The organism is Mycoplasma sp. 246B, assembly GCF_054353935.1.
Map to the genome: position 1 here is coordinate 1 of NZ_JBTHHM010000012.1, position 24,825 is coordinate 24,825.

The 24,825-nt window shown below is 26.7% G+C and carries 16 protein-coding genes and 1 tRNA gene; 11 read left to right on the forward strand and 6 right to left on the reverse strand.

Translation table 4 applies throughout. The features are described 5' to 3' along the window. The first annotated feature begins 305 nt into the window (after positions 1–305). A complete protein-coding gene (locus ACXYRR_RS03805; RefSeq protein WP_458598075.1) occupies positions 306–2,750 on the forward strand; it encodes an N-6 DNA methylase in 2,445 nt (814 codons plus the stop codon). Positions 2,751–2,797: 47 nt separating this feature from the next. Further along, entirely contained in the window at positions 2,798–3,676 is an 879-nt protein-coding gene (locus ACXYRR_RS03810) for a DNA-methyltransferase (RefSeq protein ID WP_458598077.1), read from the forward strand. Position 3,677: 1 nt separating this feature from the next. Here the strand turns inward: ACXYRR_RS03810 and ACXYRR_RS03815 are convergent, their stop codons facing one another. Both ACXYRR_RS03815 and ACXYRR_RS03820 read right to left on the reverse strand, forming a co-directional pair. Further along, complete coding sequence (locus ACXYRR_RS03815) at positions 3,678–4,424, reverse strand: TaqI family restriction endonuclease (RefSeq protein ID WP_458598079.1); 747 nt, start codon at positions 4,422–4,424, stop codon at positions 3,678–3,680. Positions 4,425–4,467: 43 nt separating this feature from the next. Further along, on the reverse strand, positions 4,468–11,079 hold the full coding sequence (locus tag ACXYRR_RS03820) for a beta-N-acetylglucosaminidase domain-containing protein (protein ID WP_458598081.1): 6,612 nt from the start codon (positions 11,077–11,079) through the stop codon (positions 4,468–4,470). Positions 11,080–11,365: 286 nt separating this feature from the next. Here ACXYRR_RS03820 and msrA point away from each other — a divergent pair, with 286 nt between their 5' ends. The 3 genes from msrA to prmC all read left to right on the forward strand — a co-directional run bounded on the left by msrA (position 11,366) and on the right by prmC (position 13,732). Next, positions 11,366–11,863, forward strand: a complete 498-nt coding sequence (msrA, locus tag ACXYRR_RS03825) for a peptide-methionine (S)-S-oxide reductase MsrA (RefSeq protein WP_458598083.1) — start codon at positions 11,366–11,368, stop codon at positions 11,861–11,863. Positions 11,864–11,924: 61 nt separating this feature from the next. Then, the gene (gene prfA, locus ACXYRR_RS03830; protein ID WP_458598085.1) at positions 11,925–13,004 is read left to right on the forward strand and encodes a peptide chain release factor 1; all 1,080 of its coding nucleotides are present in this window, start codon (positions 11,925–11,927) and stop codon (positions 13,002–13,004) included. After that, on the forward strand, positions 13,004–13,732 hold the full coding sequence (gene prmC, locus ACXYRR_RS03835) for a peptide chain release factor N(5)-glutamine methyltransferase (RefSeq protein WP_458598087.1): 729 nt from the start codon (positions 13,004–13,006) through the stop codon (positions 13,730–13,732). The genes prfA and prmC overlap by 1 nt, the downstream gene beginning before the upstream one ends. A 21-nt stretch (positions 13,733–13,753) precedes the next feature. Here prmC and ACXYRR_RS03840 read toward each other — a convergent pair. Then, positions 13,754–13,827: transfer RNA gene (locus tag ACXYRR_RS03840), tRNA-Trp, on the reverse strand. A 9-nt stretch (positions 13,828–13,836) separates the two neighbouring features. Next, a complete protein-coding gene (ychF, locus tag ACXYRR_RS03845; protein ID WP_458598089.1) occupies positions 13,837–14,937 on the reverse strand; it encodes a redox-regulated ATPase YchF in 1,101 nt (366 codons plus the stop codon). 101 nt (positions 14,938–15,038) lie between these two features. On the opposite strand from ychF, the gene ACXYRR_RS03850 reads away from it, so the two are divergent. The 4 genes from ACXYRR_RS03850 (at position 15,039) to ACXYRR_RS03865 (ending at position 18,879) form a co-directional block, all read left to right on the forward strand. After that, the gene (locus ACXYRR_RS03850; RefSeq protein ID WP_458598091.1) at positions 15,039–15,533 is read left to right on the forward strand and encodes an MAG0490 family ComEA-like DNA-binding protein; all 495 of its coding nucleotides are present in this window, start codon (positions 15,039–15,041) and stop codon (positions 15,531–15,533) included. A gap of 176 nt (positions 15,534–15,709) precedes the next feature. Then, positions 15,710–16,723 (forward strand): ComEC/Rec2 family competence protein, encoded by a 1,014-nt coding sequence (locus ACXYRR_RS03855; RefSeq protein WP_458598093.1) that lies wholly within the window; start codon positions 15,710–15,712, stop codon positions 16,721–16,723. Between the two features lie 7 nt (positions 16,724–16,730). Further along, positions 16,731–17,666: a DNA polymerase III subunit delta gene (gene holA, locus ACXYRR_RS03860; RefSeq protein WP_458598095.1), complete on the forward strand. Its 936-nt coding sequence runs from the start codon at positions 16,731–16,733 to the stop codon at positions 17,664–17,666. Next, positions 17,626–18,879, forward strand: a complete 1,254-nt coding sequence (locus ACXYRR_RS03865) for a hypothetical protein (RefSeq protein ID WP_458598097.1) — start codon at positions 17,626–17,628, stop codon at positions 18,877–18,879. The genes holA and ACXYRR_RS03865 overlap by 41 nt, the downstream gene beginning before the upstream one ends. Here ACXYRR_RS03865 and ACXYRR_RS03870 read toward each other — a convergent pair. After that, positions 18,872–19,798: a nucleotidyltransferase gene (locus ACXYRR_RS03870; RefSeq protein WP_458598099.1), complete on the reverse strand. Its 927-nt coding sequence runs from the start codon at positions 19,796–19,798 to the stop codon at positions 18,872–18,874. The genes ACXYRR_RS03865 and ACXYRR_RS03870 overlap by 8 nt on opposite strands. A 47-nt stretch (positions 19,799–19,845) precedes the next feature. Next, positions 19,846–21,033, reverse strand: a complete 1,188-nt coding sequence (locus ACXYRR_RS03875) for a phosphopentomutase (protein WP_435130604.1) — start codon at positions 21,031–21,033, stop codon at positions 19,846–19,848. Positions 21,034–21,741: 708 nt separating this feature from the next. On the opposite strand from ACXYRR_RS03875, the gene ACXYRR_RS03880 reads away from it, so the two are divergent. Continuing rightward, positions 21,742–23,754: a S8 family serine peptidase gene (locus tag ACXYRR_RS03880; protein WP_458598101.1), complete on the forward strand. Its 2,013-nt coding sequence runs from the start codon at positions 21,742–21,744 to the stop codon at positions 23,752–23,754. Position 23,755: 1 nt separating this feature from the next. Continuing rightward, entirely contained in the window at positions 23,756–24,520 is a 765-nt protein-coding gene (locus tag ACXYRR_RS03885; protein ID WP_435130601.1) for a hypothetical protein, read from the forward strand. The last annotated feature ends 305 nt before the right edge of the window (positions 24,521–24,825 follow it).

A 24,825-nucleotide genomic window follows, 5' to 3' on the forward strand; every position in this document is an offset into this window, starting at 1 on the left:
ATATGCCGAGATGATACAATGTTAATTTTCTGTTAATTTTTATGTCCTTGTTTATATTTATGGTTATTTTTCATTCATAATATAACATTAGCAAACTAAATATAGTACATTTTATTTTATCAAATTTTGATAAAATTTTATTCCTTTTTTAGTTTATTTTTTTCATTATTTTTATTAAATATATGATGTAAATTTGAATACCTTCATCTTCTAAATAACAATAAATTATAAGAATATGAAAATATCCTTGTTAGATAATGTATAATTAATATCTAAATTGTATATGAGACTTATATGAGGTAATAATGCGAAAAGATAAAAATATAACACCATCAGTAACTGATAAATTACAACAACTTGGATACAATCTTTCTGATTGAGATGATAGTCAGACTAACAAAAAATTAGATCAAAATATTCTTTTTGTTCTTAATACTGCTTCAAAAAACAAAAATAATCAACCAGGTTATCCGGATCGAATTTATTTTAATAAGAAAACAAATTTATTAATTTTAGTTGAAGAAAAAACAAATATCAAAGATCATTATGATGCTGATATTAAAAAAGGTGCTATTTCAGGGATAAAATGATATTTATCTAAGTTCTTGAATAACTCATTATTTGACAATTACAAAATTTTAGGTATTGCAGTAAGTGGTGATTTATCAACTCAAAATTCTTATTATTTTGATTGTTTTAAAATAGCAAATAATGAAATTTTACATCAAAAGCAAATTAATAATTTTGTTAGTGAAGAAAAATTCTTATCATTATTTTATGATTTTGATGAAGAAGTTGCTATTGCAAATATTACAAAATCAAGTAAGAAAATAAATAAATTATTAAGAAATCTCGACAGTCAGCAACGCCCTGTAATTTTATCAATGTTAATGATATCTTTATATAAACCTAAAAACTACCTTAATAATTTTCCTATCACATATAAATATGCACAACAAGGGATAGATATTTTAAATAGTTTATTTTACACTATACAAGCTATTTTAGAATCACAAGGAATTTCTAAAGAAAAAATAGAAATTTTTAAAACTTATATACAAACATATAAACAAATTAAAGAACTTTCACAAACTAATATCTTAATAAAAATACTTGAAGAAATTGAACATAATATTATCCCTTTGTTTAACAATCAATTTGCTTCTAAATCAAACTATGATATTATTGGTAGATTTTATGAAGAATTTTTAAAATATGCAGGTGTATCTAATGTTAAAAAAGGAATTGTTTTAACCCCAAAACATATCACATCATTATTTACAAAACTTGTTGATATAAAAGCAAACGATGTGATTATGGATTTATGTTGTGGTACAGGTGCATTTTTAATTGCAGCAATGAATAAATTAATTGATTTAATCGAAAATAGTAATATACCAGACAAAGAAGCAAAAATAAATAACATAAAAGAAAATCAACTTTTGGGTTTTGAAATTAATCCAACAATGTTTATTTGTTCTATTTCTAATATGTTGTTCCGTGGTGATGGTAAATCTAGAATTTATAACATTGATTCTATAAATGATAAAAAAAGTGATCAAATTATTGCACAAGTTAAACCTACTATTGGTTTTATAAATCCACCTTATTCAGGCGAAGAAAGCTCAAGTAATCCCACACCAAAAGAGATTACATTTTTAACTAAGATGTTAGATAACTGCAGCAGATATGGAATAATTATTGCTCCATTATCAATGTATTTTAAAGATCCTCATCGTAGACAAATGATTTTAAATAAACATACTTTAAAATATGTTATTAATATGCCATCTGATTTATTTAAACCAAATGCGTCAACATATACTGCTATTGCAGTTTTTCAAACACACCTACCACATGATTATAAAAAAGATGTAAAGTTTTATAACTTTGATGATGGCTTAGTTGTCACTGCAAAAGGAAGAATTGATTTATATGAAAAATATGCAGAAAATGAGGCAAAATTATTAGATTTTTTATTCAATAATTATTTTGATACATCCAAAGCTATCAGTGTACCTATTAAACCTGATTCAGAATGAAATGTGCATTCGCATCTAAAAACAAATTATTCAAATTTAACTAAATTCTCTTTTGAAAAAACTATCAAAGAATTTTTGATTTTTCAAATCAAAAGAGAAATGGATATAGTTGAAAAGGAAATATCAGATTTTGATTTAATTTGATATATATCTAAATCACAAAAATTTGATAAGTTGTTAGTTTATTTGAAAAATAATCAAAAAGATGAAAAAATTGATATAAGTAGTTGAAAAGAGTTTAATATCAAAGAAGTTTTTGATAACCTATGTAAACTTGAAAAAGGTAGATTAAAAACAACTCATCAATTAATAAAAGGCGATAATATTTATTATGTAGCTGCTAAAAAGACAAATAACGGAGTTTTAGAAAAAGTTGAATATGATGAAGAATTAGTTACCAAAGGAAATTGCATTGGATTTATCACTGGTGGCGATGGTTCAGGTGGATATAGTTTATATCATCCTGATGATTTTATTGCTAATTCGTTTATTACAATTGGAAGATCTAAACACTTAAATATCTATACTGCAATGTTTTTGATCACAATTTTAGATCAGCACCGTTATAAGTTTTCTTATGGTAGAACTTGACAATCAAAGCGATTTGATCAAACATTATTGCTGCTACCACAAACAACCGATGGTAAAATAGATTGAGAATATATTCAAAGTTTTATAAAAGGAATGAAAATTTCGGAATTATTATAATAAATATACAAATTTAAAATTTGTATATTTATATAAAGAAAGTAAATATGCACAAAATTTATGAATTTAATAATCAAATTATAAACGTAGATTGTTTAGAAGGTTTAAAAAATATACCAGATGATTCAGCCGACGTAATTATTATTGATCCACCATATAATATAGGTAAAGACTTTGGTAACAATAAAGATTCAATGGATATTAATGAATATATCACTTGAACAATGCAGTGATTTAGAGAGTGTTATCGAATATTAAAGCCAAATGGTTTAGGTTATATTTATGGTTTTAGTGAAATATTAGCACATATTTCAACTAAAATAGATCTAAAAAAGCAACGGTGACTAATTTGACATTATACTAACAAAGTTACACCTGGTTTAAAATTTTGACAGCGTTCACATGAAAGTATAATTTGTTTTTGAAAAGATAAACCTAACTTTAATATCGATGATGTTCGTGTTCCATATACAGAAAATTTTATAAAAAACTCTGCTGGTAAAAAGCGAACTTCAACTAAGTGTCGTTTTAATAGTGATCCAAATTATCAATCCTATTACACCCCACACGAAAAAGGAGCATTACCTAAGGATGTTTTTGAAATATCCACTTTAGCAGGCGGAAAAGCGTTGCAAGAGCGTTATTTTTACTGTAAAACACATAATATTTTTTGCAATCCGAAGCAACGAAGACACCATGATGAATGTGATATTATTATCCATCCTACTCAAAAACCTATGGATTTAACTCGTAAATTAATTATGGCATCAAGACCAAAAGATTGTAAATTTAATGTTTTAATTCCGTTTTGTGGTTCAGGTAGCGAATGTTATGTTACCAAAGAAATGGGTGGAAATTATTTATCATTTGAAATAAATCCTGATTATATAAAACTTGCTGAAAATATTGTAAATTTAATTAAATAAACTAAATATACAATATTTGAACTTTATTATCAATCAAATCTTTAATTTCTTGAAAATATTTAAGTGTAAAAATTACAAATCCGTTGCTTAGTTTTTGTAAATACGGACTATCTCCATTTAATCCATACAAATATGCATAATCTTTATAATCACCTTGATTATGTTCTTTGGTTTTCTTTACATACTTACATTTTTCAACTTGTTCATCAGTTATCACAGTATAATAAATATCAATAACTTTATTAGCAATGCTTTGTTTTCTTGCTAATGAAATCCTGTTTCTGATTTCTTTTCTACCTGTTTCCTTTTTAATTTGTATCCCGATTTTGACACCTTTATAATCTATTAGAATATCAATACCATCTCGATCTAAGTCACTTGATTGAAATACATTTTCTTTACCAAAAACTCTTTGACAACAATAACCTGCTTGAATTTGTGTAATAATTGATGCTCAGGTTCGATATATCCTTGCTTCTATACCTTTAAATAAACAACATTCGCATAATCCAATATGATTTTTATTGAAATTTAGAATTTTTGCTTTCATATCGTCGGTTAAATAATAATTTAAATATCAATCATCAAAATCAAGTAAGTTATTATTATGTCAATAAACTTGATATATAGCATCAAGTGCTTGGATTTCTTTTGGCATATCTGCTTCCATAATTTTGATATTTTTATATCTACTGCGATATAAATCTAAGTTTATCGATTCTAGAAATTCATTGAATGCATTATCCATATTGTTATTTTAACACAAAAATAAGCATCCATAGATGCTTATTTTATTTACGTTTTTTCTTTATAAAATAGTATGTTAACCCACTAATGATACCTAAACTTAAAATTCCTACTATAACTCCTACAGCTATTTTTCAACCATTAGATGATTTGATTTGTTGTTTAGGTTTCTCTGCTGGTTTTTCAGTTGGCTTAGGATTTTCAGGTGTATTAGGTTTAGATTCTTGATTTTTGTTAATTTCATCAATTTTCTTTTGAACTTCATCTTTTAATGCATTAACATCCTTAATGTTATTTTTAACTTGCTCATGTTTATTATGATATATTGCTTGCAGATTATCAGGAAGTTTTTTGATTAATGCATCAACATCTGAATTCGCTTGATCTAATTGCTCCTTAGCTTTTTCATCTTTTGCTTGTTGTGCTTGATTTTCATCATTAATTTCTTTATCTATTAAAGTTTTTAGTGAATCTAGCTGTTGCTTAGTAGTGGCAGCATCAATTTGAGCGATGAATTGACCTTTCTTGGTTGAATCTAAGATTTGATTTGCAATTCCTTTGATATTTTCTTTGTATATATCAAAGTCTGCTTGTGCTTTTGCTTCTGCTTTTATTTGAGCATCTGCTATAAGATAGATTTTTTGTAAATCAATGATATTATCTGCATCTGACATTTGGTTAGTTAAATCAGATTTTATCTTTAAGTCTTTTATTTTTTCAATTAATGCGTTTGTTTTATTTCTTTGATCTTGTAATTTTTTGGTCTCTTGTGCATTATATAAATCATTAATTTGCTTTAAAATTTCACTTAATTTATCAGCTGTTAAATCGGAAGCATTAATTTTGTTTGCAAAATCTTGTTTATCATCTAATTTTTCTAATTGAGCTAGAGCATATTTTTTTGCATCATTTAAATTAGATGGATTAATTTTCAGCATATCTTGTGCATTTGTTATCTGACTTTGCGCATCATTGATTTGTTTTTCAGTAATTCTTTGAACATCGATTAGATTATTTTTAATTTGATTAAAAACTCGACTGTAATCAGCATATGAATCTGTTGTATAGATATTGTTGGTATTAGGAATTTGTGTTTTGGTAAGAAGTTGATATTTTGAAATCAAATGATTTCTTTGCTCAATTGCTTTATTAGTAGTTATTTTCAACGATGCTAAAGCTTCATCAATTTGATCAGAAGTAGCATCAGGGTTACTTATTACCACACTCTGTTGATTAATTAAATCAGCAATATTTTTAGATAAGCTAGGAAAGCGAAGTTGATATTTATCTGTAAATCCATATGCATCATTTTCTAAATACTCATTATATGCTAGTAATTTAGCACCTTTGACTGATGCTACTAAGGATTTGTATGCATGGATATATGCATCATTAAGTTTTTTTAACTCAACTGCAGATGGATTAGTTTTTCTTAACTCTGCTTTTAATGCATCTGATTTCTCTTTTAACAAATTATAAGAAGATTCAGTATATTCTAACTTATTAATAGTATCGAAATTTTTGATGTTAAGTTGTGCTATTTGTTGTTGAACATCAGAAACAACCAGTGATTCTTTTGCTTTTTGATATGCTTGTTTTAGTGATGTTACAGTAGAATCGGTCAAATCATTTGTATTTTTCAGTGCTGCTTTAATATCATCAATAGCATTTTGATATTTACTGTATGAATCAAGAGTATAAACAACATTATCAGTGTTTTCTAATACAGAATTTAAAATATCTTGTAATTGTTGTTGTTTAGTTGTTTTAGTTAAAGCAGAAGATTTAGCATTTTCTAGTCTGGTTTTAATATCATCAATAGTTTTTTGTGTTAAGAGTTCATCATCCTTAATTGCTTCTTGAGCAATAGCCTTAATTGCATCATAATTTGTCTTTGATTCGTTTGTTCAATTGTTATAAGTTGATTCAATGTTTTCTTGAACTAAGGTTTTTAAAGCATTTTTATTGGTCTCAGTAGTTTGGATAATATCATAGCTAATTAACTCGGTAATTTTTGGTTTACTTTTGCTTGCATCTCAATCAATTTCTACAGATATAATTGCCTTATTTGCTTGATGTGGTAGTTTGAATGCAACAATATTTGTAAATAATTTACCTACCAACTTCTTTTCTACTGCATTTGTAGATGTATCAAGAATATTTACATAAACTGATGCATATGAATCTCCATCTGAAACAACCCTTAAATTACGGTTATCAAAATAACCTTTTTCGATGTACCAAATTAACTTACCAGCAGCATTTTTAGGTTCATAATATGTATTTAAATTTGAATCTAATGTATTAGCAGGTTTGGTATCTTTTGAAATTTCTGAGTAATTTTCTCCTCCAAACCTTGGATCGTTATCGGCAGAGATATAGACACCTTTGTTAACTAAAATTTCATTAATTGTTAATGATGTATTTGCTGGATAATCTTTGGTTATCTTTAGTTTTATATATCTAGCTTTTGTAGAGATATCATCTTTTCCTCAATATTTAGCATTTGGATATTTTGGATCTTCTGTTCCTGCTTGCACATTTGCTAAGTTATTAGTTGAATCGACGGTATCATTGATACTAAAAAGCGATGTTCAATGAGCAGATGTTTCATTAGTTGCCGATGCTAAAACTTCTATATTTCTTGGATAATTTGAAGTTGATTTACTTGCATAAATCCGTAAAGATTTTAAATCAATTTGTTGACCTAAATCATAGATAATTTCATTATCTTTTTTAGGTGTTGATGTAAAGCTAACTGAAGTGTTAATGTCACCATCGAAAGCATAATTTGAATTTCTTGTATCAGTGTTGTTATGATTGTTTGCTATGGTTGAAGAAACTAAATATCCAAATGTTTTAACATCTATAATATGAACTTGTAAGTTTTTAAAAGCAACTGATAAATTAGTATCCGAATTGCCTGTCTTTTTGTTTATTAATCTCACAAATTGCATTCTTACTGGAGCACTAAGTGTGTTTTCAACATCTGTTCATTGATATCCGTCTGATGAATATTGTAGTTTTAGATTTGTATCTGGATTTGTTATATCTTTTGTTATTGAATCTACATTATATACATCACCTAAATCAATACCGATGAATTTGTCCTTTGCAACAGTGATATTCGAGGTTGCATCGGGGGTATTTTGGTTAAATAATTTAAATGTATTATCAATTTTATCTGTAACAAGATTTGGACTTTGGATATCGGTGAATAAGTATTTATTTGATGGCTGTGGTTTTTCAACAAATGATACATCGTGCAATTTTCATCAAGTTTGCAAATTATCTTTTGATTTAATTCTGATTCCAGTTATAATACCCCACGAATCGGGGATGTTAACATTTTGATCATTTTTTGCATCAGTGATATTTTGAACATCTGAATCAATTGGTAAGTTATTTCTTTTTGCTTGAATAACGATATTATGTACTTTATCAGCATTCTCTTGCAAAATTCGTAATGAGGCAATTTGCATCGGACGCTTGAAATCAATATCAACATAATCACTATTTTGCACATTTCCATTATCAGAATGTGACAGTCATGCGAAACTTTGATCATTTGCATCCAAAACATGGTCTAAGTTATAATCTTGATAAACTTTCATGTTTGAAGAAATACGATATTTTTGCTTACTGGTATAATTTGGTCCATATACTGAAATATCAGCTAATCTTCATCATACATGTTGTTGTGCTACTACTTTAAATCTAAAATCCTTAGCATTAGCATAACCTGAAATATATTGAATTTGTTGATTATTAAGATGAAATGCTCCAAATTGTTTTCATTGTTTACTTGAGTCTGTTTCATTTTCGTCCTTATATTCAACAACGAAATCATTTAATGCATCAGCAGGTTTTGATCAAGCTTGTTCTACTCGGATTGATGTAACAAGTTGCTTGCTTGGTAAACTGAATCCTAGTGTGTCACCGACGAAAACAGTATCATTTTGACCGTTTTTAGCATTAGAATATCATCCTTCTGTTGATAATTTATTATCAGTTAAATAAGCAGGTCCACTATGTGCATCAGGTTGATAAGCATCTTTAGATTGCATAGTAGTATTTGCTTGATTAAATTGTATCCCGTTATATGCAATATCACTTGCAGCTACATCTGGATTAGCACGAAATTCTAATAAACGTAAATTTTTATTATTTCTTGGTGCTTCTTCTGTATCATATAGTCTTATTGCAATTACATTATATATAGTATTAAAACTTATATCTTTACCTGTTGATTCATTATCAGAATAATTTATTGATGTTTGATTTGGAACATCTACTCATTGGTCACTGTTATTTATTTGATATTGTAATTTAGACGTTAAAAAGTGATTTCCTTCTGCCCCTACAAATTTAACAAAAACAGAATGTAGCGAAATAGGATGATTAAATCTTGCTCCAAATCAATCACCTGCTTTGATGCCAGCACTAGCGTCGTTAGATTGAGTATAAATAAGTTGTGTTGTATTATCTTTATTAAAAACAACTGATGGATCGATGTTTCCTTGTTTACCTTTCATTTCAGTGATAAAAGTACTGGTAAAACTGCTAGGTTGCAATGTTTGATTATTAATTTTATTTAAGGTTCAATCAATTAATTTTTGTGCAAGTGGTTGGATGTATTGTGAACCAGGAATAGCATTTAACTGATTACCTAAATAATCAAAACTATGTTTTTTAGATGCATCGATCAAATTTTTACCTACATTAGCAAATTCAATAAAGTTATCTGGCTCACCATTTTTATAACTTTTTAACCCATTTAATAACATAGTAATTCCAGCTGATAATTCTTTAAAAGAATCAAGTCATGGTTTCATTTGAGCAATTAATTGTGGATTTAAAGTAGAAGATGAAAAGATTTTTAAAGAGTTTGAAATTGTATTAAATGCATCGATTAATGAATTGATATCTGAATCAGTAAATGAATCATTAGATAATTTGTTTTGCAGTGTTGTAATTATATCCTTGATATTTTGTGATTCTTGTAGTTGTGGGGGAGATAAATTACTCTGATCTTGATGAATCATATGTTTTGCAATTTCTCTAAATGCAATTGAAACTGCGTTATCAAATTCGGAATTATTTAGTACATGTTTAAAGGAGTTTTCTCAGATTTTATCTGCTTCTGCATCGGATTTTCAAACTTTTCAAGCATAGTTTGCTCCACCAAAAATAGCAACTTTTGATGGTTGTTCTTGTTGCATCGGATTTAGCAGTAATCCTGAAAACTTAGAAGCATCCACATCTGGTTTTAAAAAGTTTTTGTATCCACCTAAAATCAGTTTGGTTTTGGCTTGATCACTAACTGGTCAATTTATCCATAATAATGGTGGATTCACCATATTTGCAGTTGTTTTTGAATCTGTATTTTGAGTTTGTATTTGATTTGATAATGTTTGATCATATTTTTTTAATCAATCATTATTTACGGTTCCGAAAATTGCCCCTGAAGTCATAACAACTGATACTTCTGGTGGAAAACTTGCAAAATATTTTTGACCATCACCCATATACTCATCAACTACATAAGGTATGGTTAGAACTAAATCAGGATAATCTTTTTTAAGTTCTTTTAATCAAGAAACTAAATCTTCCAGAAATTTCTTTTGTTGATTTTCAGATTGGGTTTCAGCATTTTGATCATTACCTGATTTAAATGGTTTACCAAAATCATCACCTAACACCCCGATTTGACGAACACCTGCATCGATAACTTGCTTAAATTTCGCTTTCAATACTTTCAAATCGCTATCATAGTTTGCAATAGTCATTCTGCTATCTGAAAATGGATGTAAGGTATAAATAAACCTTACTTTGGTTTGATTACCAAGTTTTGCAAGCGGTTTGATCAAACGATCAAGTTCATCTTGTGTATATAACTCTCTTCATTTGATGCGATGTTTTGGATCATCTTTTGGAGAATACATATATGCATTAAGTTTATAGTAACTTCCTCACTTCATATAATCTTGGCGATCTTGTAAACTCCAAGGATTTCCATAATATCCTTCAACAACTCCGCGAGTTTTAACATCTGCTCAATCTTTGATTTCAAAACTTGCAATTTTGTTCCCATCAAGTTGTTTAAAGATATGTCACAAGGTGGTTGCTCCGTAAAAAGCAGCATCGGAATTTTTAGCCATAACTGTTATATAATCAGTTTCTTGTCCGTCTATATCAACTTTTTTAGAATCCAATTGATATGAATCGATTTTAGTATTTAAACTATCATCTAAATTGATTCCTATTTCTTTAACTTTTTTATCAACTAAATCATCTGTGCTATCACCTTTGATTCCGACTAAAATATTAGTTTTACCTGCTATAAACCTGCGTGTTGCTTTATAAAGCAAGTTTTTTAGTTTTAATACTTCATCAAAATGTGCAATTGTTTCATCATCAATTCCTTCTTCAAAAACGATATTTACATCATTTGTGATTAAAAAGTCTTTATCTTTTTGATATTGTGATTGTTGTACACCTGGAAAAATTTGATAAAGAGAATCGTTGTTTATGTTGTCAACTGATTTAGAACTATCTTTATTACTTGTTTGTTGTGAATCAGTTGCTGAAATACTTGCTAGTAATCCAACTGCTGATGCAGATACTAGCAAGGTTCTGAGTTTTTTTAAATTCATATAAACCTCTATTATGTTTTAAAAGGTATATAAATATATTTCTTCCTATATACAAGTGGTTTTAGTGAAAGCACAACCTATATATATATATATATATATACGGAGCAATTATAACAAACAAGGAATCAACATCATAATAGATGAAAAAATTTTACATTGTTTTGTTTTATTGTAACAAGATAAACCAAAAATTTGAAAAATTTTTTTATTTTCATAACAAAGAAAGAAATAAATGAAATTTATTTATTAAAGAATTTATATATAATTTTAATACAGAAAGGAAATTATGAACAAAGAAGTATATTTAGCTGGTGGTTGCTTTTGAGGAGTAGAAGCATTCTTCCAAAAAGTCAAAGGTGTTTTAAGCACAAGTGTTCATTATATTAATGGTGGTAGCGAAGGTGTTTCATATCGACAAGTATGTAATGGCTCATCTCATGCCGAGGCTGTAAAAATTATTTATGATGCAGATGTTTTAACACCTAGTGATATTTTTAAACTATTTTTATTAATTATTAATCCGTATTCATTAAACAAACAAGGAAATGACCACGGAGTACAATACCGTGTTGGGATATATACTAATGAAACTGCACTAAGAGCTGAATTTGAAAAGCTAAATCAAGCATTTAAAGAAGCTGAAGGTAAAGATAATTATATTGAAATTTTACCTGTTAGTGATGATACAAAGGCAGAAGAATACCATCAAAATTACTTAAACAAAAATCCATTTGGATATTGTCATATCAACTTAGATGGTGTTCCAGCGAAATATCGTAAATAAATTTACCAAAGCGAACGCTTTGGTTCTTTTATATTTAAAATTATGATAAAATAAAAATACTATGGAACAAACAATGTATAAATCACTTTATCAAATCAAGGAAAAATATCAAGAACTTGAAAAGTCGCTTGAAACACCCGAAATTATTTCGGATATAAAAAAATATAACAAAATCAGCAAAGAAATTAATTCAATTAAAGATATTGTTATAGTTTTTAACAAATACCTTGATGCTCAAGAAAATCATACACAAGCAAAAGAAATGTTATCAATAGAAAAAGATGAAGAAATTTTGGCATTTGCTAAACTTGAAATTCAAACAACTGAAGAATTAATGGACAAATTAACAGAAGAATTAAAAATTTTAATACTTCCACATGATGAAAATGATAACAGAGATGTAATAGTTGAAATTCGTGGAGCAGCTGGGGGCGATGAAGCAAATATTTTTGCAGGTGATTTATACCGTATGTATTTAAAATGATGTACACAAAATAATATGAAAATTACATTATTAGATTCTATTGGAGCTGAAGCAGGTGGTTTTACATTAGTTACCTTTGCTGTGAAAGGTGAAAAACCTTATTCTAAATTAAAATTTGAATCAGGAGTACACCGTGTGCAAAGAATTCCTGTAACCGAAGCGAAAGGACGTGTTCATACATCTACAGCTACTGTTACAGTAATGCCAGAAATTGATGATGATGTAGAAATAGAAGTGAAAACCGAAGATATCCGTGTTGATGTGTTCCGTTCAAGTGGTAATGGTGGTCAATCAGTTAATACAACTGATTCAGCAGTTAGAATTACACACTTTCCAAGTGGAATTGTAGTATCTTGTCAAGAAGGAAAATCACAAATCCAAAATAAAGAGATTGCAATGCGAATTTTAAAATCTAAACTTTATGATTTGGAAATTCAAAAAAAGCATGCCGAAGAATCAGCATTTAGAAAACTTGCTGGTTCAGGAGCGCGTGCTGAAAAAATACGAACTTATAACTACCCACAAGATCGTGTTACTGACCATCGCATCAGTTATTCAACATCCTTAGCGCCTGTTATGGAAGGTAGGTTGAATGCGATTATTGATGCATTATTAGCAGAAGAACAAAATGAAAAAATAAAAGAAGCAGGGATCTAATGTCAACAAAAGCAGATTTATTGCTTGAAAAAAGAAGATATGGTTTGGATCAAAACATATCTTCTTTTGAAGAACAACAACTTGAAACCGGCATGCCAGTTCAAAAAATAATCGGATATATTGAAATGGCTGATGTAAAAATTGATCTGAGATATAAAGTTTTAATACCTAGATATGAAACCGAAGAATTAATTTTATATGTGAAAAAGATGTATCCTAAAAATGCTAAATTAAGAATTTTAGATTTATGCTGTGGTTCAGGTTTTATCGGACTAGCATTAAAAAAATATTTTGTTAATTCAGAAGTAATTTTATCTGATATTTCTGATGAAGCAATTATGCAAAGTAACTTAAATAAGAAGATAAATAATTTAGAAGTCAAGATTATCAATTGCGATTTATTTGATAGCATCACAGGTAAATTCGATGTTATCGTAAGTAATCCACCTTATTTATCAACAAACGAAAAACTTGATAAATCAGTTCATAATTTTGAACCACATAATGCTTTATTTGCTGATAATAATGGTTTATATTTTTATCAGCAAATTATTAAAAAAGCTGATAAATATTTAAAAAATGAAGCAAAAATATTTTTTGAAATCAACCCGTTACATTTAAACTGATGAAATCATCAAAAATGAAAATATGACATCAAAATTATTAATGATATTGCTAATAAACCAAGAATTGTGGAATTTGCATATAAAAAACCTAGCAACAACTAGGTTTTTTTGATCATTTTGATATGGCAGGGGTTAAAGGAATCGAACCCTTATCATCAGTTTTGGAGACTGCTATAATACCATTATACAAAACCCCCATAAAGAAGTTACTTACCAAATTTAAAGTGACAAACATCACCATCTTGCATTATATATGATTTTCCTTCCGATCTCATTTTTCCAGCATTCTTAGCACCTAATTCACCTTGATAATTTATATAATCATTATAAGAAATTACTTCTGCTTTAATAAATTTTTTTTCAAAATCACTATGAATTACTCCGGCACATTTAGGAGCATTTCATCCTTTATGAAACACTCAAGCCCTTGCTTCTAATTCTCCGGCTGTAAAATAAGTTTGTAAATTTAATAAATCGAATGCATGTTTGGTAAGTAAATCTAATCCACTAGTTTTTATTCTATAAAGTGATAAAAATTCTTGTTTTTCATTTTCATCTTCGATTTCGGTTAATTCTGATTCAACTTTTACCGAAATCGGTAAAAGTTTTTCATAATCTTTTAAAGATTTTTTTAGTTTCACATAAACTGCATCATTATTATAATCCAAAAATTGTTCTGATGATAAATTAGCAACATAAATAATTGGTTTATAAGTTAATAGATGATACCCTTTAATAAATTTACTTTCATATTCATCTAAGTCAACTTCCCTAGCAGGTATTTCAGATTCGAGTGCTTTTTTTATTTTCATTGCGGCATTTTGCTCGATAATAGCATCTTTGTCCCCTGATTTAGCTTTCTTTGCAACACGGTTTAACACATTATTAATTGTTTCTAAATCAGCTAAAATTAATTCAATATTAATTATTTCTTTATCGCGAACTGGATCAACTGAATTAGAAACATGCATAATATTTTTATCTAAAAAACAACGAACCACATGAATAATTGCATCTACTTCACGAATGTTAGCTAAAAACTTATTTCCCAATCCTTCACCTTTTGAAGCACCTTGGACTAATCCGGCAATATCAACAAAATCAAAAGTTGCTCATACTATTCTTTTTGGATTAACTAAATTAGCTATATTTTTTAATCTTACATCGATTAAAGGAACCGATGAAATATTAGGCTCAATAGTTGTAAATGCATAATTGCTTGCTTCAACATGTTTTTTAGTTATCGCACTAAACAATGTGCTTTTTCCAACATTTGGAAGTCCGACAATACCTGCTTTTAATGACATAAATCTCCTTGTTCTTTATATTTTACTAAATTTCAAGTTCTTAAAAAGTTCTTTTTTTGTTCTTTTTGCTTTCTTTTTTTAAAATAATCTATATATAAAATATGAAAGCAAAAATTTTTAAATATATAATAAGCATAATTTTGATAGCAGCTACACTTGGAACACTTAGTTATTTTACTTTTTTTGCTACACCACAGCAAAATACAGTAAAAAAAGAAATGATAAAAAGATATATCTTAAAAGGTGCAGTAAAACAAACAGGGATTCACGAAAGTTCTAGTCCACTAACATATCGGCAGTTATTCTTTATTACAAAACTATTACCAGATGGAGATGTATCTGCATTTAAATTAGATGATTTAGCAATTGAAAATAAAGAAATATATGTTCCGTTTAAAAACCATCAACTTAATTGAGAAGATTTGCATTCAATCAATCAATTAACAAGTTATGGGATAAGTAAATCATATGCACAAAAGATAATTGATTATAAAGAAAGTAAAGGATACATAATAACTTGAGACGAGCTTTCAAAAATTTCTGGTATTGGCCAGAAAACAATTGAAAAATTAAGAACTTTCTTGATTCTAGAATAGCATCATTTAATGCATTTTTGGTTTTAACATTCTTTTATCTTGTTTTATCATCATTTAGTATTTTGATTTTACTTTTTTGGATAATTATTTCACTAATTCAGATTTATATTTTTAGAAAATACTTAATTCGGCTGCTTATTTTCATAGTAATTTTATCTGTAATTTTATTATCTAAAATGCTTATATATAGATATTTTTATGCATCAGGTGTAAATAACACATTCCAAGTAATTGGTGTTTATAAAAGCTATATAGCAATACGAAATTTTTGAAATTTAAAGTATTATATTTCAAATTATAATGATAATTATTCAATTTATCAATTTATCAATGTGCAAGGAAACATTGCTGAAACAAGTTATAAAAAAATCCTATCAACAAATATTTCACCTGCTACAAACTGAGATTTTCGCTACTATATTTTTAATTTTTACTCAAAATTTGATGGTTACCAGCAAACCTTGATCCCAATGACATTTGGATATACATATAAAACATCATCGTTAATTGATAATGCATCAAAAATTGGTATTATGCATCTGCTTATTATTAGTGGACTACATTTTGGGATAATTGATAAAATATTAAAGAAAATAACAAAAAGAAAATGAATTGGAATTTTTGTTATAGGAATTTATTGATTTTTGTGTAACTGAAGTTTTTCAACTAACCGTGCTTTTGTTTTTAAAATACTCCCTAGAAATAAAAAATATTTCAAGGATAAGTCTGATAAATATCTTTTTACTGCATTTATATGTATTGCTTTAAACAATCAAATTAATTTATCTGTTGGATTATTTATCACCTTTATTTTAACTTATCTACTACTTTTTACAAAAAAGTTAACTAGAATTAAAACAAAAATTATTACTTCATTAGCATTATGATTTATATCAATTTTGTTCATAATTTATATGAATAAAAATATAAATTTGCTTTCTTTTTTAATCATACCTATTTTTGCTATATTATATGAGATAATTTTAATAGTATCGTTTGTTTTATTTTGATTTCCTTTTGCATCTTTTTTAGTTATATACAGTGTAAACTCAATTATTTCAATGATGCTATATTTTGTAGTAAATATCAAAATTGAATTTTTATATGTTAAAGAAATTATGGTAGTTTTAATTTATGTTTGCTCTATTTTAATGATGTATCTTTATAAAAAGTGGCATTATCAGTTATAATATTATTATGTATTTTATAATAGGTGATGAAGAATTTTTTATAAATCGCGAAATTAATAAAATTAAGGAAAAATTTTTAGATGAAAATATCTTTACTTATCGTGAAAATTATAATTTACTTGAAATTTTAGATGAAATTTCAAGTGAAAATTTGTTTGAGCAACCTAAATTATTTATCGTTTATAATCTTAATCTATTAACTGCTACAAAAATTTCAGAAAAAGACAATGAAATAATCGAATATTTTAAAAAAGTATTTATGCAACAGAACAAAAATACTTTGATTTTAGTATTAAATCAAGTTAAATATACAAGAAATAATTTAACAGATTTTATTTTGAACACTTTTAAGGTTATAGAACTACATAAAATAAATAAGTATGAAATAAGAACACAGATAGGTAATTTTATTCGTTCTAAGGGAACAAAAATATCACAAAGCGACTTAATTTACTTGCTTGAAAAATTACCAGAAAACTTATTTATCATCCAAAATGAAGTTGAGAAAATGACTTCATATACCGATAATTTAACTAAGGATATTATTGACGATTTTATATCAGACTATAAGTTAAACAACCAATTTGCTTTTATAAATTCGATAGAAAGTAAAGATGTAGGTAAAATTTATCAAAAATACCTTGAACGCAGTAGTGAAGGTGATAATGAAATAACTTTAATGTCACAGATTTTTAGTATTTTTTCACTTGCAGATAGGGTTTATAATCTCAAAGAACTTGAATATACTGATTATGATATAATGCAACAAACAAAATTGCAAGATTGAAGATATAAGAAGATTTTGCAAGTTATAAAATTATACGGGATTAAAAAGATTCATTATATTTTAATAAACCTTGCTGAGTTAGATATCCAACTAAAAAGTTCGGAGGTTCCAAGTAATGTATTATTTGAGACATTCTTGATCACAAACTTCACATAATTTTGATAATAAGCACTTTGTATTTTTAGATAGTGAAGTAATATCAAAAAGTAACTATCAAAAAAACCAAGAATATTATGATTCGGTATTCTTTCACCTTAAAAACACAACTAAATCATTAACGAAATTTGTTGTTGTTATTCCTGATATATATTTATATTTTTTCAATGAAGAATTTATGTATATTGAAAAAAGTTCAAAATATACACTTGAAAATAAAAAAGAAAAAGAAAGAAAATTGAAATTATTACAAAATTTTCTTTCTTTGATTTCGCAATTTAAAAATATTTCAATTGCTTATGAGTTGAACTTTAGTAATATTTTGGTTATTGCAAATGCAATTAACCGAAACGAAAACATTCTTGATGATTCAGAAGATAGTCAAACAATACAAAAAACGCTAACATCGACACAGAATGTTATATATGAAGATATGTTAGTAACAAAAAACCTAGATTTAAGTAAATTTGATCCTAGCAAAAATGAATTAAGAGATAACTTAATTTTAATTACTAAGAAATATTCCGAAGTATTCAACAATGATGATTTAATGCTAAAAAACATATCATCTAAGATAAATAAAATTAATAAAAAAGACAAAGAAGAAATAACTAATTACTTAAAAAAAACATTATATGCATTTAAAAGTTTATATAATCGATCAATATATATCCATGAAGAAAACGAAAGTAATTTGTCTATTTTTGAAACATTTCAAGTTTTTGATGATTACCTATATGATTTTAGGATTTCATCGAACTACAATCATACATTTAAAGCAATTATAAAAACTTTTAAATCAAAATACACTACTATCTTTGATTTAAAAAAGTTTATGGTTTTTGAAAAATCAGGATATTTTTATTTAATAGATAAAATAAAATTTTTAGTTAAATTATCTTGTTTGATTCCTAATAATATTGGATTTATTTTAAGACATTTAACATCGAATGAAAATTCTATAAAACCATTGTCACAAGTTAATTATTATCAAATTTTAACTTCATATTTTATTAATCAATGTGAACAAAAAACTTTTTATTTTCATTATCCAATAGCAAAAATTGTAAAAATCACAGTTTTTAATAACCTGTTTATTCCATATATATGTAATTTTAAAATAACTGTTGATTCAATTAAGAAAACTATGATTTTTAACACAAATGATATTCCTTATAAAAATATCAATGCATATTCTATTAAAATTAAATAACAAATTTCTTAATTTTAAGAAGGACATATAAATATGTTCTTTTTATTCTACTTGCAGTATATCTTTTGCTCACACATGCTTGGATAAAACTTTGATAATCTGGTTGTTCAATATGTTTTTTAAAAAGATTTTCAATTCCTTCAGTTACCATATGAAATTGAGCTATTTTGGACGCTGATAGTTTTCTTACAATCTTTTGAAATTTTGGATAAGTATTTTCTATAAGAAATTTCGACTTGATTTTTTTTATATCAAATGGAGAAAATGCTTTTATATTTTGATTTTCTTTTAGCATTGCTCTTAATTTTGTCGCACTAGCAAAATTATTACTTATTTGTTCGCTATGAAATCCGATGGTACGTTTTAAGCAAATCGGGATAATTTTAAAATTATTATTTATTATTGTTTTAACATACTCTAAACCAAGAATATCATTAGGTTGATTGATTTCAAATCCACTTAATTCACTTAATGCTAAATTTGTTGCTCTCGGAAAACTATTACCTTTTTGTTTTAGGTATTTTTTAACAAGTTGGTTATATTTTTCTTGATTATTCTTAATTATTTGAGCAACATTGATAAAAGTGTTTATATCATCTGTTTCAGAACCAAAAACAAGATAATCAATATTTGCTTTATTAAGCAACTTAATGGCTTCTGAAGCAAAAATATGTGCAGCTTGTGCTGAGATTTTGTTATTTATTTTAATAACTTTATAAATTCCATATTTTTTAGCCATTTTTTTTCTTTGATAAAAAGGTAAGCAAATTATTTCACCACGTTGTGAATATTTATACGACATCGCTATGATTATTTTTGCATTAGGAAATTTTTCTTTAATTCAATTAATTTGATAAATATGTCCATTATGCATCGGATTATATTCAACTACAATTCCTACTTTAATTTGCTTATTCATATTTAAATTATAATCATTTTTAAAAATACAGCAATACTGCTGTATTTTTAAACTAACTCATCAAAGATATCATCTCCGGTTTCAGTGACTATATCAACATCGAAATTACGTGCTACAATGTTTCCTAATGTTCCTAAACCGTTAAAGTTAGTTAAAACCTTTGGAGATTTAAATGACTTAGAGAAAATAGTTGCTGGCAGTAATTCCCGAGTATGGTTAAATCCTGGATAGGTTGGATCATTTCCATGATCAGAAGTTATAATCAATAAATCATCTTCACGCATTACATTGATTAACTTAGCAAGTTTTGTATCTAAATTAGCTATATTTTGTGCATATCCATGCACATTACGACGGTGTCCAAAATGCGAATCAAATTGTACAAGATTAGTGAAAATAAATTGATTTTCACCGTCTTTTGTCGCTAAATCAATTGTAATATCCATCCCATTTGCATCACCTTCGGATGGAAAGTGCTTAGAAATTCCACTGCCTACAAATATATCATTAATTTTACCAACTGAAATAACTTCAATACCTTTGTTATATAAACTATTTAAAATAGTATAACCTGGTGCATTAGCATAATCATGTCGGTTAAAAGTTCTTTCAAAACTACCAAAATCACCTATATAAGGACGACATATAATTCTACCAACATTTCATTCAGATTTTGATGAACAAATTTCACGCGCTGCTTTAGCATAACGATATAAGTTATCTAAACCAGTTCAAGCTTCATGAGCACAAATTTGTAATACCGAATCCATTGATGTATATACTATAATAGCACCACGTTCTTTTTCTTCGTGGGCTAATTCATTAATGATTTCGGTTCCAGAAGCAGCTTTGTTTCCTACAATTGGTCTTCCATCAAAAGCCTTTGATAACTCATCAATTAATTCTTGTGGGAATCCATTTTCAGTAAATGTAGGAAACGGAGTATTAGTTTTAACCCCCATCATTTCTCAATGTCCAGCTAGTGTATCTTTTGCATTTGAAACTTCTTGAACTTTAGCCATATATGCAAGTGGCTTACGAACATAATAATTTCCGTTAAGATTAGCAATATTACCGATACCTAATTTTTTTCAAGTATCAATTTGAAATTCTTCAACCATTGAAGCAGATCGAATAGTGTTTGCGCCAGCATCACCGAATTTAATTTGATCTTTATCCGGACCAATTCCTAAACCGTCTGTTACAATCATAAAAATACGTCTAAATTTTGCCATAATTGCTCCTGTATTTATATTTTAATATTAATTATATTTTACTCCTTTTTTTAGCAGAATAAAATAACTGATAAATTACTAATATTGTAAGTTATCATATTTTATGTTTAAATTCTTGTGTATTCTAACCTAAATAAACATTTTTTCTAATAATTTTTTTTTAATATTTTTAAGAATAGTTAACTTACACTTGAAGATTAAAAAAGTAGTAAGAAAAAAATTACCTTAAAATTCTGTTTACCCCTATAAACAATAGGTAAACAAAATTTTCACCATCAAAGCGGGAAATACAGGAAAAACACATAAACAAGAAAGTATAAAACTAACAGATTTAACTTTGTATCGTTGCAGCAAATAGCTGTGGCGATTTTGATTTAAATTTGTTTATATTTTTATTAAGTATATCATCTCATATTACACTCATTAATACCAAATATTTGTTCATAAGTTATTTTTATATAACCTAAACGACTTAAACATTTAGATTTTAAGTTTGAAAATCAGTAATTGATTTCACAAATGTCTAAAATTTTTAATTTTTTCATCTTAATTCTTGTTAAACTTCCTTTTCATGGATTTTGCACATTTTCTAAATTTTTTAATATATTTTAAATTATTTTTTCTAATTTCACCTTTTTTTATGTAGAATAAAAATGCAAGAAATTGAAAAGAAATTTATTTCTTAGAACAAACATAAAAGGAGTAAATATGAAAAAGCAAATTAAAAAAATATTTTTATTTAGTAGTATTTTAACCACATCAGTTGCAGGTATAGCGACATTAACATCTACAAATGTATCAAGATACCAAGAAAAACCTTGATATTTAGGATATCAAAATAATAAATTAGAAGTTCGTATAAATAAAAACGGACAATTTTTTAATTCAGTGAGGAATGTACCTGTAAACAATAATTATGAATTAAAACTTTTATTAAATTATGAAGCAGAAAATTCAGTTATGGATGAAAACTGAACCGTCCAAAAAAATAATGAATTCATAGAAAACATTAAAAAATCAAATTTATATTTCAAAAGCTATCAAACAAGCTCGATGATGCCGATCGTTTGATTCTATTTTGATAATGAAAATCAAAGAAAAGAATTTGTCAAAAGTATTATAGAAAAAAAAGAAATTTATAAAGGTATTGTATTTCCAAACGAAATACAAAATATTCAATTATCTAATACAACGAATTCACGCAAGCAAAAAGTTATTGATTGAGATATTTACTATGATAGGGATATTACAATCGATAACACAAAAGATTTAGAAATAGTAAATTTTAAGAAGCAAATAGAAAGAGAGAATAGAAGATATTACAATAACTTAGGGAATGTGGGAGTTTTAGAAGTAATAGGGAGATTGGATGAAACTAAACTACAAAATTTTAATAGATTTGGTATTGAGATAAACGAAACTCCAGATTTTGCAATTACCCATCATGCAAATGAAGTTTCAAATATAACAACAGGCGAAAAAGGATATGATAGATATTCTAAACTTATCTTTTCTGCCTTTATAGAAGATTCTGAATGACAAAAAGGTATTGAATGAATGGTTAAAGATAAAAAGGTTAGGGTTATAAACCATAGCTACGGTTATACAATTGATGATGCGCATCCAATATATAATGAAAAAAACCTATTTTTAGATTATATATCTAGAAAATATGGAGTTGTAAATATATTTTCATCAGGTAACGGTAACAATAAAAAAGAAAAAGAAAACGAATGATTAAATGGATATAAACTTTCCCTTAATAATTTAGTTGTAGGAGCTCTTGATTTTAGTAATTGAGCACAAAAACCTACCGAAACGATAGCAAAATATTCTAATTATTTATTACCTAAAAGTTTTACATCCACTTCTAAACCTAATGTGGTTGCTCCAGGATATTTATATAAAAGATGGCATAAAAATAGTAAAGGTGAGTGAAATTACTTAGATACACAAGGTACAAGCTTTGCATCTCCTGTTGTTACAGGTTTAGTTTCAACATTATTAAGAGAAAGAGATTTCTTAGACAAAGACAAAATTAGATTACAATCTATAAAATCGATTATAGGTGCTTCATCAAGAACCCCAAAAGTAAATAATCTCAATTATAAAGCGAATGGATATACAGAAAAATATGGTTCTGGTATTGTAGATTTTGAAAATATGTTAGAAGCAGCCGATAATTTAGTAACTAAAGAAGTTTCAAAATCTGATAATGATTTTGTTTTGTTTACTAGAGAATTCTATGTTCAAAAAGATAAAAAAATCAAGGGAGCAAGTTCTTGATTGTTCAATTCAGGTTTATTAAAAGAACATGAAAATTTACCTACATACAATGCAAATGTAAATTGATGATGGTTTTTAGGAGTTTTAGGTGGTGTTATAGCTAATTCTGTTGAGGGATCAAGGTTAGCAAAAGAAAAAGCAGAATGAAAAAATACTCATATTAATGAAGAAAGATTGAATCTAAAAACAATAAATCAAAAACAAAATGATAAACTATTTTCTGATTATGATTTATATTTAGAAAAAAAAGATAGTTCTGGAAAATGAACTGTTGTAAAAAGCATCATATCAAGTGACTCTAACGATGAAATACTTGAGTATGTAACTCCTGAATCAGGTATATATCGATTAAAAGTTAAAAAATATTCTGATGTTTTATTTGATAATTCAATCAATGATAGTTTAGCATTAACATATACCATACAGGAAAAATAATATGAAGAATTTTATAAAAAAATGAATTTTTCCTTTTTCTGCATTAACATCATTGGTTGTTGCTAGTTGTACAAATAACACAAACAATAATAAAGAATATGATGAATACGATTTAAAAAGATTTTATGTATATGTAGATGAATATCAAAGACTAAATGATATTAAGAAAATTAAAGAAAATTACTTTTATTATTTGTGAGAAAATAACAAAGAAAATAACGGGATGTTTCAACCCTTATTCAAAGACAAATATGTATTTATTAAATCAGTAGATGAACTCAATAAATTATTTTTAGATAAATTTAATTTAAATTATGTTAAGAAATATTATCAAACATTTAAAGACAAAGTTAATTTTGACATAAATACTTTAACAGAAGAAAAACTAAAACAAATTAACAAAGAAGAGTTTCAAAATATTTATTTAAACAACGAAGATATTAATGAATTCTTCAAGAGTAAGAATTTGTTAATGTATGAAACAAGAAACCAGAATTCTCAGATTTCACAATATAATTTAGTCCCAGATTACATAAATGACGACACAGAAAATTTACATTTTTGACTTATTAATTTAGAACAAATAGGTGTTAAATATATGGCTGAAGAAAGTTCGCGAAAAAGTCGTATAACTATGAATGTAAAATACATTGATAAATCTAAAACCATAACAGCTAATATAAACCCTAGTAATCAGCAGGTAAAAGACCTTTATGAATATTTACCTAAGGAAATAAGTTTTGTATTTCCTATGTCTAAAACATAAAACCACAAAAACAGGATGTTGGTGTGATATTGTACCAACATCCTGTTTGTTATCATTATATTGCTTTCGGAAAGGAAGTAATATCCCTAGCACTATTTATAATTTAGATACAGGTGAAATAATTAAAAGATAATAAGCAAGTAACAACTTAGTTGTTATAAAATTAAACATACATCAGAGGGTTTGTGATGTAGTGTTTTGTTTAAACAAACATTTTATCTAACATTGTCTTTTTGATATTCTCTAAAGCAGTTAACTTACGCTGATGAAGTGAAAGGATGGAGTCTAGGGATAAAAGTAATTTA